Source organism: Thalassospira lucentensis MCCC 1A00383 = DSM 14000, from assembly GCF_000421265.1.
In the GTDB taxonomy this organism is placed as follows: domain Bacteria; phylum Pseudomonadota; class Alphaproteobacteria; order Rhodospirillales; family Thalassospiraceae; genus Thalassospira; species Thalassospira lucentensis.
Genome location: NZ_ATWN01000004.1, coordinates 78,277 through 93,368, shown reverse-complemented (window position 1 = coordinate 93,368; position 15,092 = coordinate 78,277). Strand labels below are relative to the sequence as shown.

Sequence of the window (15,092 nt, the reverse complement as noted above, 5' to 3'; positions counted from 1 at the left end):
GCTGAACAGTGTTGCTGTGTCTGGACACCACCTTTGAGGAGATCTGGTTATGCAAAAACCCCTTTCGCCGCACACCATCACGCTGGTCAAATCCACTGTCCCCGCCCTTTCAACCTATGGCACGGACATCACCAAAATCATGTATGGCAAGCTGTTTGAGGATGCCCACATCCGGGCATTGTTCAATCACTCCAACCAAGGAGACAGCGGATCACAGGTCCATGCCCTTGCCGGGGCCCTTCTGGCTTATGCGCGCAACATCGATAATCTGGACACGCTGGTTCCAATCGTCGAACGCATTGCGCATAAACATATCGGTTATCACATCCTTCCTGAACATTACGCCTATGTCGCACGCGCCCTTTTGGGGGCGATTGCCGAAGTCCTTGGCGATAAGGTCAATGATGAAATCCTCGCGGCGTGGGGGGATGCCTATTGGTTCTTGGCCAATATCCTGATTGGCCGCGAAGCTGACATCCGCACCGACCTTGAAAGCCGGACCGGTGGCTGGACAGGCTGGCGCCCGTTTCGGGTTACGGCCAAATACCCCGAAAGCGAGGTTATTACCTCTTTCATCCTTTCCCCGGTCGATAATTTACCGGTTTTGGCACATCGGCCGGGGCAGTATCTTACACTGCGCCTTGGTCTTGCCGATGGTATTGAAATCAAGCGGAATTATTCGATCTCATGCGCGCCCAACAATCAGGACTACCGAATTTCGGTAAAGCTTGAACCCAAAGGTCAAGGCGGGTCGCGGTTCTTGCATGAAGCAACCGAAATCGGTGACATCATTGAAATCACCCCGCCTGCCGGTGATTTCTATTTGCCCGACGAGCCCGAACGCCCGGTGGTGTTGCTGTCAGCGGGGGTTGGATTAACCCCGATGGTCAGCATACTTGAAACCATCGGCGCGCGTTATCCTGATGTGGAAACCCACTATGTGCATGGTGCGCTAAACAGTCGAACCCATGCGATGGGCCCCCATATTCACAAGATCGCCCATCAGCATGGCAACATGTCTGTCGCCACGTTTTACAGTGCCCCGGAACCCCAGGATAAACCCGGTGTCACCCATGATCTGACCGGCTATATCTCGACCGACTGGCTTAAGGACAACACACCGTTTTCCAAGGCTGATTTCTTCCTGTGCGGGCCCAAGCCGTTTTTGCGTAAAATGGTCAATGACCTTCACACACAGGGCGTTTCACACGACCAGATTCATTACGAAATCTTTGGTCCGACCGACGACGAAATTGCCGCATAAAGCCCGCAAAAGAAAAGGACGCCCCATAATATCGGGCGTCCTTTGCCAATTTGAATGAATGCAAACCAGAAGGTTTTCAGAACAGGAACTGCAGGTTATTTCCGCGCCGGATTTCTTCTAGAACGACAAGCATTTCGTGGAACAAGAAGCTTCGTCAGAAGTTAAAGGCATGGGAACCCGACATTTTCGAAAGACGCAGCATGCCCTTTGACATCGCCGAGCTACCCTTGCCCGGAATCATTACGATATTTGCCATTTGCACAATCATCATTGGTTTTGCTGGCGTACGACTGGCCAGCGTTGCCGTCAAACTGGCCGAACGTACTGGCATGGGGCAGATCATCGCCGGTGCCCTGTTTGTCGGCATGTCAACTAGCCTCCCGGGCAGTGTGCTGTCGGTCACCACCGCGTGGCAGGGGTTTACCGATCTTGCGATTGGGAATGCGCTGGGCGGGATTGCCGCACAGACAACTTTTCTGGCTGCGGCCGATATTGTCTATCGCAAAAGCAACCTTGAACATGCTGCGGCCAGTGCAACCGGTCTGGCGCAGGCAACCTTGCTGGTGAGCATGCTTGCCGTGCCAATTCTGGCCTATGCAGGGCCAGAATGGATGATCTTTCACATTCATCCGGCGTCGATCCTGTTGTTTGTCATCTATGGCTTCGGGCTGTCCTTGCTGGCAGAAATCCGTAGCGAACCGATGTGGCACCCCAAGAAAACCGATGTGACAGACGAAGATGCCAAGGAAGACGACGAAGACATACACCCCGAAAGCAACCTGCGCCTTTGGAGTGAATTTCTCATCCTTGCCGGGGTGACGGCGGTTGCAGGGCACACCATCGGACAAAGCGGCCTTGCTGTTGTTGAGAAAACCGGCATGAGCGAAACCGCTGTGGGCACCTTCCTGACGGCGGTTGCCACGTCATTACCGGAACTGGTTTCGGCCATTGCGGCTGTTCGGATCGGGGCCGTCAATCTTGCCCTTGGCAATATCATTGGCGGGAATGCATTTGATGTGCTGTTCCTCGCTGCATCCGATATTGCCTATCGCGATGGATCGATTTATGCGGCCTTTACCGACCAGCACCTGTTTACCATCGGGCTGGTGATCCTGATGACCGGGGTATTGTTGCTTGGCATGCTTAACCGCGAAAAACGCGGGATCGGAAATATTGGCTGGGAAAGTGTTGCGATGCTCATCCTGTATGGCGGATCGGTGTTCTATTTAGCAGAGTGACTATCTCAACCGATTAATCCAGACTTTAGCTACACAGCTAGTTTGCTCTAAACTTAGCAAAAGATGTCACAGCTCCAAGCACAGGAGAAGCTAGTTTTGCTTAAATTTGTCTGGGATAGTTCTGCTATCGTAAACTTGAAAGAAGGCAATGAACATGACTATAGCCCGGCATATAGCTTATGGAAAGATTTATCAGATAACTCGTTTGACACGGAGTATTTGAACATCATTCCCTCAATTGCATTCTTCGAGGTAAATGCAACTGTCTCCTCAAAAAATAGAAACCATCAAAGAATGCTGCACGATTTCTACATTTTGGGCGACAATGAAATAATCTACTCTATTGATGAGGAACTCATTGCCAAATCGTCATCCCTCGTAAAACAGGCAGGTTTTGGCCGCCTGAGAGGTGCAGACCTTATATTTGCATGTATCACCAAGATAGAAGACGCACATCTCGTTACGTTAGACAAAGCATTCCAAAAACATCTATCTAACGAGATAAAAATTTTGGACTTAAACGATAGCCGGAACAGTGCGATATACAGAGATACCTTGTTCCAAGTTAACTAAAGCACTTCCTTGACCTTGGTCGCAAGATCCTTGAGCGAGAATGGCTTGGGCAGGAAATGCACGCCGTTTTCTTCGTCAAGTTCATCGCGATAGGTATCTTCGGCATAGCCGGAGATAAAGATGACTTTGAGTTCCGGTTTCTGTTCACGCAGCATGCGGACCAGGGTCGGGCCATCGATCCCGGGCATCACCACATCGGAAATCACCAGATCAATCGTCTTGTCGGTCTTGTTTAAGACCTCAAGCGCGTTCTCGCCGTTATTGGCCTCAAGCACCTCATAACCCTTGCTGCGAAGTGCGCGTGCGCCAAAGGTCCGCACCGCGTCTTCGTCCTCGACCAGAAGGATCGCACCGGTTCCGGTCAAATCGCGGGACGGGGCTTCTTCGGCGACGGCCTGTGTTTCAGCCAGTTCTTCCTCGGTCGCCTCATAGCGCGGCAGATAGATGGTAAAGGTTGTGCCTTTGCCTTCTTCACTGTCGACCGCGATAAAGCCACCGGTCTGTTTGACAATGCCATAAACCGTTGAAAGGCCAAGCCCGGTCCCCTCGCCGCGTTGCTTGGTCGAGAAGAAGGGCTCGAAAATGCGGGTCAGATTGTCTTTTGGGATGCCAATGCCGTTATCAGACACCTTGATGCCGATATAATCGCCCGGCGGGATAACTTCGGTGCCAGTTGCCTTGGGCTCGTCAATAATTTCGGTGCTGGTCTGAACCGTCAGGACGCCACCCTCGCCTGCCATCGCATCACGCGCATTGACCACAAGGTTAATGATCACCTGATCAAGCTGCCCCGGATCAACCTTGACCAACCCGATGTCCCGGCCATGATTGACCTTAAGATCAATCTTCTCACCAATCAGGCGGCGCAGCAGGTTCGACATTTCTGCCAGCGCGTCGGTGATGTTGATGATTTTGGGCTGCAGGGTTTGACGGCGCGAGAATGCCAACAGCTGTCGGACAAGATTGGCCGCACGGTTAGCATTCTGCTTGATCTGCATGATGTCGGCAAAGCTCGGATCACCCGGCCCATGGCGCGACAACAACAAATCACAGAAGCCGATCATCGCGGTCAGAAGATTGTTGAAATCATGCGCCACCCCACCGGCAAGCTGACCAACCGCCTGCATTTTCTGGGACTGGGCAAATTGTTCCTCAAGGTTCTTCTGCTCGGTCGTATCAAGGAAGTTCAAAAGCAACGCACCGGCTTCGCCCGAACGACCGGCAACCCGTTGCAGGTAAATCTGCGCTGCAACACCGCGTGCGCCGGAAAGCCGGGCTTCGATCTGTCCGCCCTTGCCCATGCCCATAACGGCCTTGGACAGATAACGCGCAACCTCGTCGCGGTCTTCGGGCAGGATCAACTCAAGGATCGACCGCCCCACCACATTTTCATGGCGCTGCCCGGCGGTGACGATAAAGGCCCGGTTGGCATCGGTCACCGTCCCCGACATATCGGCTAGCACAATCGACAGCGGACTTTCGTCAAAGAACCAGCGCACCCGGCGCTCGGTTTCTGCCAGTGCATGTTCCCATTCATGGGCGGGCATCGGATCGGGGAAGATCACGGCCTGACTGCGGACCGGGCCCGTACCCGGGGCATTGATCGAATGGGTGACGAAGCATCGGATCGGCTCGCCGCCTTTAACCTTAAGCTTGACCTCGCCGTTGATCCCGTCACCGACAATCAGGTCAGCCAGTTCAAGTGACCCGCTGTTGAAATCTTCTGGCTCGCCGCCAAGCCAGCTTGCCAAGCGGCGATTAAGATACAGAATACGGCCTTCTTCATCCAGCCCGCACACCCCGACCGGCAGACGTTCAATCATTTGATCAGCATGTTCAAGCCCGCCGGCAATCGCACCGGCAACAGCAGGCAACATCGTGGGCATATCGTCGGCCTGTTGGGCCGCAATCTGGAATGGGGTATCCTCGCCATGCGACGGCATCAATACCGACGCACCGGCATCGGTCATGACAGACGGATCAACACCATCGACTGTCCATAACATTTGGCCCGAACGGGCATTGCCCGCCGTAACCGCGATGCGCAGGCACGCGCCATTTGCCATTGCAGCCGGCACAGTGTCGTCACTTGCGTTGACTATGTTTTCGCGGTCGCCCTGGGCATCATCGGGGGTCGCAAGATGATCAGCCGCAACAAACTTTTCAGATCGCGACAGGTCGATATACATCTCCCCGCCTTCGCCGCGCATGGCACGGGTGCGAAGTTCGGCCAGATCGGCACTGCCGATATCAAGATAGGAAAGACGTGCTTCAAGGGCAGACAGCATATCCGCCCCGGGTTCGATCGCCAGTTTGCGCGAGAACGCCGGGTTGGCATAGATCGTCCGGCCATAAGCATCAATCAGCGCAACGCCGATATCGGATTTCGAAAGACCATTGATCACAGGGCCGAGTTCATCATGCCCGCCGTTACGCCAACGCGCAGACAGCGACAATGCCCCGACCGCAACAATTGCGACCCCGGTCACCATCGACCCGATGATCCACATCAGACGCGCATCAAGACCTGCCTTTGCCATGACCTCAAGCAGGACATAGACAAACGCAACAAATGCGACACTTACAGCAAGGATGAGCCCCCGAAACAGCACGCGACCGCCTTTAAAGCCAATAACTTATCACAATAGTCTATACTTTTAGCTGGTTATGAGACGACTGGCTACCGGCAAGTTTTACCGGGCACCACCTTGTAATCGTCGGGCGGGTTTCTGCCCCCTTGCCTCAAGGATAAATAATATGGCGGGGCAATCAGCAGGTGCCGACAGCCCCACGCAGGGTTCTATTTATACCAGCAAGTTATATACCGGCGAGCCGTCATAATGGCTCCTCGTTGGTCTTTACCGCGACAGCAGTGGCAATGGCATTCCCAATTTCGGCAATCGCGGCATTACGGGCATCAAACGACGCATCAGTTTGGGTAATATAAACTGCCACAACCAGCGGCTTTCGCCCGGTCGGCCAAATAATGCCAATATTACCCCGCGATCCGTAGCCACCAGCACCGGTGCGATCACCGATCACCCAGTCATCGGGCATGCCCGCCCGGATCAATGGCCCGCCAACCTTATTGCCGACCAGCCAGCTTTTTAAGTGCTGGCGCGATGGATCGGACAGCACATCGCCCAAAACCAGATCGCGCAGGGTTCGGGCGATTGCATCGGGCGTGGTTGTATCACGCAGATCTCCCGGAACGGCTTCGTTCAGTTCCGGTTCACGTCGATCAAGACGGGTCGTATTATCGCCGATATCACGCAAAAAGGCCGTTACCCCATCGGGACCGCCCAGTGCATCCAGAATCAAATTTCCCGCGGTATTATCACTTAGCGACATGGTTGCATCACATAATGCCCCAATCGTCATACCCGGCGCCCCGACATGTTTTTCCGTGACCGGTGAATAGGTCACAAGATCACTTTTTGCAAAGACAACCTTACGCTCAAGGTTTTCCTTCCCCTCATCAACCCGCGACAGGATCGCGGCACAGGCAAGGGCCTTGAACGTGCTGGTCATCGGGAAACGTTCGTCCCCGCGATAATGCCAGTTCTGATTGTTTTGAGTGTCCATAACCGCAATACCGATCCGGGCGTCAAGACGGCCTTCAAGATCACGTACGGTTTGCACGATGTCATCCGTGGTGTCCTCTGCCCTGACAAACAAGGGCGCGATACATATCAGGACCGCAAGACTGCCCGCGACAAGACGGCCAGCATGATTCTTCACAATCGACAATATTTTCCACTTTCAGTTGGTTGGCGCAACGCATCCCCCGTATGGCATTCATGCCAAAGGAGCACGCTGTTTAGAAGCTGCGCGTTTTCAATCAGGATCATGCCGAAATTGAGGTGGAAAAATGTCGAAACGCCGCAGCCGGGCGGAATTCACAATTTGGCAATAAGTCCGCTATCCCAGCTTCTTGCCTTTTTGACGGAAGACGAAGGAAATGATTTCGGCCACGGCTTTGTAATGTTCGGGGGGAACTTCCTGATCGATTTCGACCGTGGCAAACAGCGCACGGGCAACCGGCGGGTTTTCCATCACCGTGACACCGTTTTCTTCGGCCACTTCACGGATTTTAAGCGCGATGTTGTCCTGCCCCTTGGCAACACACATCGGGGCGCCCATCGTATCAATGTCGTATTTAAGTGCGACCGCAAAATGTGTCGGGTTGGTGATGACAACATCGGCGTCAGGCACATTGGACATCATGCGTTGCTGAGCACGTTGCATGCGGATTTGACGGACCTTGGCCTTGATTTCCGGGCTGCCTTCGGTCTGCTTATATTCGTCCTTGATTTCCTGCTTGGACATTTTCATCTGCTTGTTGAACTCATACCGTTGGTAAGCAAAGTCCAACCCGGCAATCACGGCCGTCAGTGAAATGGTCGCAATCAACAAAATCACAATCATGTCGTAGAGACGCTCAAGCGTTAAGGCCAATGGTATTTGGGGGTACAGTTCGACATCAACCAGTTCTGGCATGATCACAAGTGTAAGAACGACACCAACCAGCAAAAGCTTTGAGACATTCTTGACGAACTCAACCATCGTTTTCATCGAAAACTGATTTTTAAGCCCTTTAAGTGGATTAAGCTTTTCTGGCTTTGGTTCGATCCGGTCAAGGGCCACCACAAGGCCGTTCTGTAACAGATGACCGGCCGCTGCAAAGAAAACCAAAAGCACAAACGGGATGCCCAGAACCCACAGCATGCCCAGCATCACATCCTTAAACAGGATCGGCATGCCTGCCCGGCTGACATCAATCATGTGTGGATGTTCAATAAAGCCAAGCGAGAGGTCGCGAACAGCTTCGGCCATGCTCGGCCCAAGCATCATCAGGACAAGACCGCCACCAAACAACAGCATGAAGTTACCGACTTCCTTGGAAACCGGCACCTGACCCTTTTTGCGCGCGTCTTCAAGCTTTTTACTTGTGGGGTCTTCTGTCTTTTGGCTGTCGTCTTCTTCTGCCATTGGCTACCCATTCATGGCCAGAGCATCACCCCGACAATCGGAGCACTCTGCCCTACGGATTGATAAATGCCTCAAGTCCGTTTTCGTAGTATTCAAGAAACACCATCATCATGGATGGCAATGCCAGCGTCAATAAAAGCAGCGCCAACCCAATTTGAACAGGCATGGCAACGAAGAAAACCGGTAATTGCGGCATCAGTTTATTTAACAATCCGAGTGCGATTTGCAATACCAGCGCAACAATCAGGAACGGTGCCGATATTTGGGCGGCAATCATGAAGCTGTCACTGATCGCATGGGCGAAAAACTCACTCATATCGCCAACCGGCAAGGCCCCGCCGGGCGGAAACAGCGAATAGCTTTCAAACAAGGCCTGGATCATCAAATGGTCCATCCCGGTGGCAAACAACAAGACAATCCCGACCTGAATCAACAGGTTGCCGGTCACCGCGCTTTGCGCGCCTGATAACGGGTCCGATGAAAAGGCGTTCGCCATCGATGACAGGTAGGCAATAATGCCCCCCGCTGTTTGCAAACCGGCCAGCATGACTTGCGCGAACAAGGCAAAGAAAAGCCCGACCGTAATTTCATACCCAATAGCCAACAGCAAAGACGCCGCATCCGCAGGCTGAGGCGGGAACAAAGGCCCCGCAAGCGGGGAAATCACCACCGCGACCCAAAAAGCAAATAAAAGACGCGCGCGCGCGGGGACACTTCTCGCCCCGATACCGGGCATATACATAAAGGCGGCCCCGACCCTGGCGAAACTCATCAGGACGACATAGACGTTAAGAGTAAGAAACTCCTGAAGATCCATCTTGCCTTGGCTGCCTTGGGTTAAGAAACGGAGCGAATGGTGGTGCCGGGACGACGGGGACGTGTCGCGGTTAAAAGATGAAACAGTTCGTGCGAGCCGTCGCTAATTTGGCAGTCCGATGAAATGATCAACCATCCGGCCCATAAACTCGACCATTTCCGTCATCATCCAGGGTAACAACACCAGAAGAGCCACAAAAATCACGAGGATTTTTGGCACGAACGTCAGTGTCATTTCCTGAATCTGTGTCAGGGCCTGAAACAGCGCGATGACCAGACCGACCCCAAGTGCGATCAACATCAGCGGCGTGGTCACCTTGAGCAGCGTCCAAACTGCGTCATAGGCCACATCCATGATTTCCGCTTGATCCATCTGGTCTTCCCGCCTCGTCGTGCTCTTGCTGGCGATCATGCCGCCGGTTCATTCTTCATACAGGATATGGCCGCCCGATTGCCATGATTTCCTGTTGTATCAAATGGTTCTTCAAAAACAAAAAACCGCACGGTCTATCGTGCGGTTTCGTCTTTACGTCATAACGCCTGCATTCAGACCGGCATGTTCAGGATGCTTTGATACGCCTCAACAGCTTTGTCACGCACCCCAACCACAGTTCTCAGGGTTACTTCAGCCGCCGAAACCGCCGTCACAACTTCGTGGAGTTCAGCATCGCCGGTAATCGCCTTTTGGGTCATCTGTTCGCTGTTGACCATGGTATCGCGGGCATCATATGCCGCCCCGCGGACCATGTCGGCAAAACTTTCCCCCGGATCAACGGTATTGCCCGTACCGGTGACACGTTCGGCAACGGTATCGGTCTTGCCCGCAGCCGCATTGCGGTAGGCAGAAATGGCATCGTTGAAGCTGGAGACCATCGGTTGAGATCCTTAAACTTGTCTTGGTCCTTTAGATATGACTGCTTATTGCAGGATATCAAGGGTCTTGAGCAACATGCTGCGCGATGACTGGATCACATTGAGGTTGGCCTCATAGGAACGCTGTGCTTCGCGCATGTCCATCATTTCAACCAGTGTTTCGACATTCGGGGTCTGAACGTAGCCCTGATCGTTGGCTGCTGGATGGCTTGGTTCGTACTTCATACCAAAATCGGAGCGATCAGGCACGACCTTATTGACCTTAACCATTTCAACACCGACTTCGCGGTCCATGACATTCTTGAATGTCAGAAGTTTACGGCGATATGGGTCCTGTCCCGGCTGGGTCGGAAGGCTATCGGCGTTGGCAACGTTTTCCGCGGCAATACGAAGACGGGTCCCCTGGGCGCGCATACCAGCAGCAGAGATTTGAAAAGCTTTGTAAAGTTCCATGATTTTAACTCTCTACGATCGGGTTAGATGCGGCCGAGGGCGGAAATGAACATCGATTTCTGCTTGGAATACAGACGGGTCATGGTTTGATAATCGACTTGGTTTTCGTTCATCTTGACCATTTGTTCTTCAAGGATCACGGCATTTTTACCCGGTGCGACTTCGTAGTTCTTGCGCACTTCCTCGTCCTTGAAGTTTTGCGGTTTATGCAGGCCCTGGCTGTGGCCCGGCGTGGTCGCGTTCATGGCCAGAATGAACTGGCGATCACGGCCGATATTCTTCGGATCGAATTTTTTCAGATCGTCGGGGCGGTAATTGGGCGTATCGGAGTTGGCGATGTTCTGCGCAATGACTTCCTGACGCTGTGTCAGCCAGTCCATCTTTTCTTTAAGGTTGGCGAACATGCCAAGTTTGCCGATATCCATTTTCTGCTCCTTGTCTGCGCTTTGCTCAGTATTGGGTGAGCGGGTAAAGCCGACGTTAACGCTATTGCCCTTGCGGGGCCGGTTTGATCAAAGAGGCGATTTTTGCCGCGCCGAACAATCCTGCCAACCTAAATGCATGAAGCGTGCCAGAGCCGAAAACATCCTTGAATTCGCATAGATTTCTCGCAAATGAAGGCTGGTACTAGACCGCGCGTTTGAAAGCGGGCATATTGTGCACGATCTGGTAAATTATGTTTGCCATCTAGCGAAACCGGGACACCGTATGCTCTATCTCACACGAAAAGTCGGCGACTCCGTTGTCATTGACGACAATATCGAGGTCACTGTCGTTGAGGTCCGTGGCAAGACCGTTAAGCTCGGCTTCACATTCCCTGAAGACGTTCAGGTCCTGCGACGCGAACTTTATGACCGCATTCAGGAAGAAAACCGTTCTGCTGCCGTCAGCGAAGACCTTATTCGTCATCTCGGACAATCTTCATCGCCATCCGCCAAAACGGTCGAAAAAGAAGCTGACATCGGCAAGGACGCCGATGATAGCTGACGTTTGATCCGTTCCCCCGCGCCGGGCGGCACCATTTCCAGTGCCCGTTTAACCGATACCCGCCGTTAACGTCGCGGATATCCTAAATCCGGCCCGGACATCTGTCCTCTTATATTGCAACTTTCTGTGGTGAACTGGGTCGACAACGATTTGTTGACCATCTCGGGTCTATGGTCGAACCTGAGATTTGAAATTCAGGCAAAAGGCGTCCCGGGTTGAAGGGCAGTATGAGCGGGAAAAAACCCACATATGACATAACGGACGCACCGGCATCCAAAACGGAAAAATTTGCCGCGCCCGGAACGTCTGAGCAAAAGGCTGTTGCCCTTCGCTATGCGCATGGTCGTGACAACGCCCCGGTCCTTAGTGCAAAGGGCGAAGGCGGCGTTGCGGAACAGATATTGCAAGTCGCCTTTGCCAATGGGATCAAGGTCCGCAAGGACACCGATCTGACGGAAATACTGATGGCGGTTGAAGTCGAAAGCGAAATTCCGCTTGAAGCGTTTGCTGCCGTCGCCGAGATTTTGAACTATATATACCGGATCAACCGTATTTACGGCGATCCATCGCGCAGTCAGACCGAGCCGACCGACAGGGTCGCGGCTGCACCATCAGGTGATCGAAACGGGGAAGGCCAATCATGAGCCCTGAACATTTCAAACCCGATCAGTTCAAGAAGGATCTAAAGCGCGTATTGTCGCTGATCCGAACCAGTCAGCGGTATCTTGAAGACGGCAAGGTTGTTGAGCTTTCAGCCCTTGAAACCAAAGTTGCCGATCTGTGTGCGCAGGCCCGTTCCATGAACCCGGAACAACGCACCGATGTGACACCGCTGCTTGCCGCCCTTACCGATGAATTGGCCCTGTTTGAAACCAATATGGAACAGGAATACGCCGACCTTCAACGTCAATTGCGGGGCATCAGTAACACTGCACAGGCCACAAACGCCTATGCCCATGCGGCCAAAACCCGATAAGGGATTTTGATTTCCATGGTGGCAAAAGGCTGATTTCAAACGCCTTACCGGTGCGAACATCGGTTTGACTTCTTGTGTGACCGGTGTGGTCGCGGTAAACAGAAATATGGTCGTTGCGGGTAAGACGTCACTTTTGGACAGTCTCGGGTCGATCACGGGGATGACTACCTGATGGAACTAAGCGCTTATTTCCGGTTTGTTGCTGCCCTGATTTTTGTTCTGGGCATTATCGGGGTGTTTGCCCTGATTGCACGGCGTTTTGTGCCTGGTGCACGCAACATCAACCGGCGCGGTATTAAACGCCGCCTGTCCATTGTCGAAGTGGTTCCTGTTGACACCAAACGCCGTCTTGTTCTTCTGAAACGTGATGATACCGAACATCTGGTCTTGTTGGGGCCAAATGGCGATATGATCGTTGAGCGCAACATCGGCACCCATTTTACCGACCTTCTCGACAGTGACGTTACAGATCCCCGGGAAGCCGGGGAAAAAGATGCCGATATCCTGTCTGCCACCCGCAAGACCATCTACACGACCGACAGGAAAGCCCCCGTATGAGCCGTTCTTTTGATCACAACGATACGTCGCACAACACGACCGCGTCGTCGCCCGCACGGTGGCGCGCACCGCGCTGGTTGACGCTATGTGCGATCTGGTCACTGCTGCCCCTGATTGCCATTCTGATCGGTGGCGATACGGTTCATGCGCAAACGTTTAATTTTGATCTGGGCGAAGGCCCGGGGGTGACATCATCGGGACGCATGATTCAGCTGATTGGTCTGATCACGATCCTGAGCATCGCACCGGCCATCCTGATGATGGTGACATCCTTTACCCGTATCATCGTAGTCCTCAGCCTGCTTCGAACAGCCCTTGGCATTCAGCAGTCCCCACCCAATCAGGTTCTTGTCAGTCTGGCGATGTTCCTGACCCTGTTCATCATGATGCCAACCCTTGAAAGGGTCTGGGATGAGGGCGTTCAGCCGATGATCAATGGCGACATTGATGAGTTCGAAGGGTTTGAGCGTTCTGTAAGCCCGGTCCATGATTTCATGATGACGCAGGTACGCGACCGCGACCTCGAATTGTTTGTTAATTTGGCAAAGGTCGAAATCACCACCCCCGAAAGCATTCCGCTGCGCGCCCTGATCCCGGCCTTTATGATCAGCGAGCTCCGCCGGGCGTTTGAAATCGGCTTCTTGTTGTTCATTCCGTTTTTGATCATCGACATGGTGGTTGCAAGTATCCTGATGTCGATGGGGATGATGATGTTGCCACCTGTCATCATTTCGCTACCATTCAAGCTGATTTTCTTTGTGATGGTCGACGGCTGGTACTTGATTGCCGGGTCTTTGGTGGAAAGTTTCGGGGGGTAGCCCCCGAAAGCGCCGAACCCCAAAAATCACCCACCCAAAACAAAAGCCGCCCTGCATGTGCAGGCGGCTTTTTTTAGTGCGTTGGACGTTTCGTCCCGACCATCATCTCCGCAACGAAAACGCTATGCTTTGTAGTTACCGGACTTGGTACCCGATTTGAAAACACCATTTTCAAGCGGTTTCAGACCAAAGCTTCCGCGGCGTGGGCCGGGATTTTCGGCAACGTACTTTTCGGCCACGCGACGTTCTTTTTCACTCATTCGGGCCAAAACGGCTTCCATTTCGCGGTATGCCTGACTGCCTTCGGCAGGGGACGACATACGTAGCCAGTAATAAGCCAGCACATTGTCCTGTTCCACGCCACTGCCGATGGCATACAAGCGACCAAGGCCAGCCTGACCGTTGGCAGACCCTTTGCGTGCGGCACGCTCAAACCATGTCGCCGAACGCACCATGTCAACAGGCACGCCAAGGCCATGCTCATACATCACCCCAATCAGGTGATAACCGCCGGGATGGCCAAGCTCAGCCAAATCCATCGCAATATCAAGTGCTGCGGCGTAATCGGGTTCGCGATGCGGCACGCCAAAAATCAGGATTTGCGTCATCTGATACTTGGCCGACACATCGCCCTGATCACAGGCATGCGTCAACATCGTCCAGCCGCGGTTAAACAGCTTGAGATCCGAAGAATGACAGAAATACATCGCAAGATTGGCCTGTGCGTATGCGTCACCCTCGCTGGCGGCCATTTCAAACCAACTGATGCTTTCGGCCACATTGCGCTCCGCACCAAGACCAACGCCAAGCGCATAGCCAAGGGCCGATGCGGCTTCGACGCTGCCGGCACGTGCCGCGCGCATGTTGTATTCAAAAGATTTGGACGGGTCGCGGCTGACACCACGGCCTTCAAGATAAAGATAGGCAAGAACACTGGCTGCTGACGGATCGTTCAGTGCGCTCGCGCGCTGCAGATACTCGATTGCCGTTTCATCATCCTGGGGAACACCCCAGCCGTTCAGATAGCACACACCAAGATTGTAAAGCGCTGCCACAGAGCCAAATTCAACGGCTTCTTCAAACCAGTGTGCAGCGGTTTCGGCATTTTCCTGAACGCCAAGCCCCTTGGCATAAAGATAGCCAAGATTGTTGGCCGAAATAGACTCACCCGATGATGCTTCTTCGTTAAACCAGTACGCCGCTTCGCGGTACCATTGCTGGCCTTCGCCAAGGTCCTCGGCAACGCCGATTCCCTTGCTGCGCATGTAGCCATAGCAGATCGCAGCAAACGCACGGCTTTGACGGTGAATCTGGTCAAGGATACGTCGAGTCGCACTTTCATCACGCGGCATTCCCGCGCCCTGAAAATGCTTTTCGGCAAGCGAAAGCTGCGCAAAGATGTCTTTTTCCACCTTTACGTCATCATAATAGACCATCTTTAAAGCGCGATCCATCACAGCAACTCTTTCGCCATAACCAAAACATCAACGGAAAAAGGGCGCAAATCGGTGCTTTTTAGCTCCGCATGCGGCTCACACCATTGT

Annotated in this window: 17 protein-coding genes; 8 read left to right on the top strand and 9 right to left on the bottom strand. The window is 53.2% G+C overall.

Features of this window, described 5'->3' with window-relative positions; all coding sequences use genetic code 11:
* The first annotated feature begins 49 nt into the window (after positions 1-49).
* The 3 genes from hmpA to K355_RS0109525 all read left to right on the top strand — a co-directional run bounded on the left by hmpA (position 50) and on the right by K355_RS0109525 (position 3,075).
* Positions 50-1,264, top strand: a complete 1,215-nt coding sequence (gene hmpA / locus K355_RS0109535; RefSeq protein ID WP_022731905.1) for an NO-inducible flavohemoprotein — start codon at positions 50-52, stop codon at positions 1,262-1,264.
* Positions 1,265-1,464: 200 nt separating this feature from the next.
* On the top strand, positions 1,465-2,502 hold the full coding sequence (locus K355_RS0109530) for a sodium:calcium antiporter (protein WP_022731904.1): 1,038 nt from the start codon (positions 1,465-1,467) through the stop codon (positions 2,500-2,502).
* Between the two features lie 96 nt (positions 2,503-2,598).
* The gene (locus K355_RS0109525) at positions 2,599-3,075 is read left to right on the top strand and encodes a PIN domain-containing protein (RefSeq protein ID WP_033368779.1); all 477 of its coding nucleotides are present in this window, start codon (positions 2,599-2,601) and stop codon (positions 3,073-3,075) included.
* On the opposite strand, the gene K355_RS0109520 is transcribed toward K355_RS0109525, so the two are convergent.
* From K355_RS0109520 to flgB, 8 genes are all read right to left on the bottom strand, one after another.
* Positions 3,072-5,687 (bottom strand): hybrid sensor histidine kinase/response regulator, encoded by a 2,616-nt coding sequence (locus tag K355_RS0109520; protein WP_022731902.1) that lies wholly within the window; start codon positions 5,685-5,687, stop codon positions 3,072-3,074. The two genes, K355_RS0109525 and K355_RS0109520, sit on opposite strands and share 4 nt — an antisense overlap.
* Positions 5,688-5,910: 223 nt before the next feature.
* Complete coding sequence (bla, locus tag K355_RS0109515; RefSeq protein WP_028791478.1) at positions 5,911-6,816, bottom strand: class A beta-lactamase; 906 nt, start codon at positions 6,814-6,816, stop codon at positions 5,911-5,913.
* Between the two features lie 180 nt (positions 6,817-6,996).
* Positions 6,997-8,067, bottom strand: coding sequence for a flagellar biosynthesis protein FlhB (gene flhB, locus K355_RS0109510; protein WP_022731900.1), 1,071 nt, complete (start codon positions 8,065-8,067; stop codon positions 6,997-6,999).
* A gap of 52 nt (positions 8,068-8,119) precedes the next feature.
* Complete coding sequence (fliR, locus tag K355_RS0109505; RefSeq protein ID WP_022731899.1) at positions 8,120-8,884, bottom strand: flagellar biosynthetic protein FliR; 765 nt, start codon at positions 8,882-8,884, stop codon at positions 8,120-8,122.
* Positions 8,885-8,986: 102 nt separating this feature from the next.
* A complete protein-coding gene (fliQ, locus tag K355_RS0109500) occupies positions 8,987-9,256 on the bottom strand; it encodes a flagellar biosynthesis protein FliQ (RefSeq protein WP_022731898.1) in 270 nt (89 codons plus the stop codon).
* Between the two features lie 173 nt (positions 9,257-9,429).
* Positions 9,430-9,756 carry a flagellar hook-basal body complex protein FliE gene (gene fliE, locus K355_RS0109495; RefSeq protein ID WP_022731897.1) on the bottom strand — a complete coding sequence of 109 codons (327 nt, stop codon included), beginning with the start codon at positions 9,754-9,756 and terminating at the stop codon, positions 9,430-9,432.
* A 45-nt stretch (positions 9,757-9,801) separates the two neighbouring features.
* Complete coding sequence (gene flgC / locus K355_RS0109490) at positions 9,802-10,209, bottom strand: flagellar basal body rod protein FlgC (RefSeq protein WP_022731896.1); 408 nt, start codon at positions 10,207-10,209, stop codon at positions 9,802-9,804.
* Positions 10,210-10,232: 23 nt separating this feature from the next.
* Positions 10,233-10,634 carry a flagellar basal body rod protein FlgB gene (gene flgB, locus K355_RS0109485; protein WP_022731895.1) on the bottom strand — a complete coding sequence of 134 codons (402 nt, stop codon included), beginning with the start codon at positions 10,632-10,634 and terminating at the stop codon, positions 10,233-10,235.
* Positions 10,635-10,917: 283 nt separating this feature from the next.
* Here flgB and csrA point away from each other — a divergent pair, with 283 nt between their 5' ends.
* The 5 genes from csrA (at position 10,918) to fliP (ending at position 13,548) form a co-directional block, all read left to right on the top strand.
* Complete coding sequence (gene csrA / locus K355_RS0109480) at positions 10,918-11,196, top strand: carbon storage regulator CsrA (protein ID WP_028791477.1); 279 nt, start codon at positions 10,918-10,920, stop codon at positions 11,194-11,196.
* Positions 11,197-11,423: 227 nt separating this feature from the next.
* Positions 11,424-11,840: an EscU/YscU/HrcU family type III secretion system export apparatus switch protein gene (locus tag K355_RS0109475; protein ID WP_022731893.1), complete on the top strand. Its 417-nt coding sequence runs from the start codon at positions 11,424-11,426 to the stop codon at positions 11,838-11,840.
* Positions 11,837-12,172, top strand: a complete 336-nt coding sequence (locus K355_RS0109470; protein ID WP_022731892.1) for a hypothetical protein — start codon at positions 11,837-11,839, stop codon at positions 12,170-12,172. The genes K355_RS0109475 and K355_RS0109470 overlap by 4 nt, the downstream gene beginning before the upstream one ends.
* A gap of 171 nt (positions 12,173-12,343) precedes the next feature.
* Entirely contained in the window at positions 12,344-12,730 is a 387-nt protein-coding gene (locus tag K355_RS23650; protein ID WP_022731891.1) for a FliO/MopB family protein, read from the top strand.
* Positions 12,727-13,548 (top strand): flagellar type III secretion system pore protein FliP, encoded by an 822-nt coding sequence (fliP, locus tag K355_RS0109460; protein WP_022731890.1) that lies wholly within the window; start codon positions 12,727-12,729, stop codon positions 13,546-13,548. Before K355_RS23650 ends, fliP begins: the two co-directional genes overlap by 4 nt.
* A gap of 122 nt (positions 13,549-13,670) precedes the next feature.
* Here fliP and K355_RS0109455 read toward each other — a convergent pair whose 3' ends face one another.
* Positions 13,671-15,002: an SEL1-like repeat protein gene (locus K355_RS0109455; RefSeq protein ID WP_022731889.1), complete on the bottom strand. Its 1,332-nt coding sequence runs from the start codon at positions 15,000-15,002 to the stop codon at positions 13,671-13,673.
* Positions 15,003-15,092: the final 90 nt, after the last annotated feature.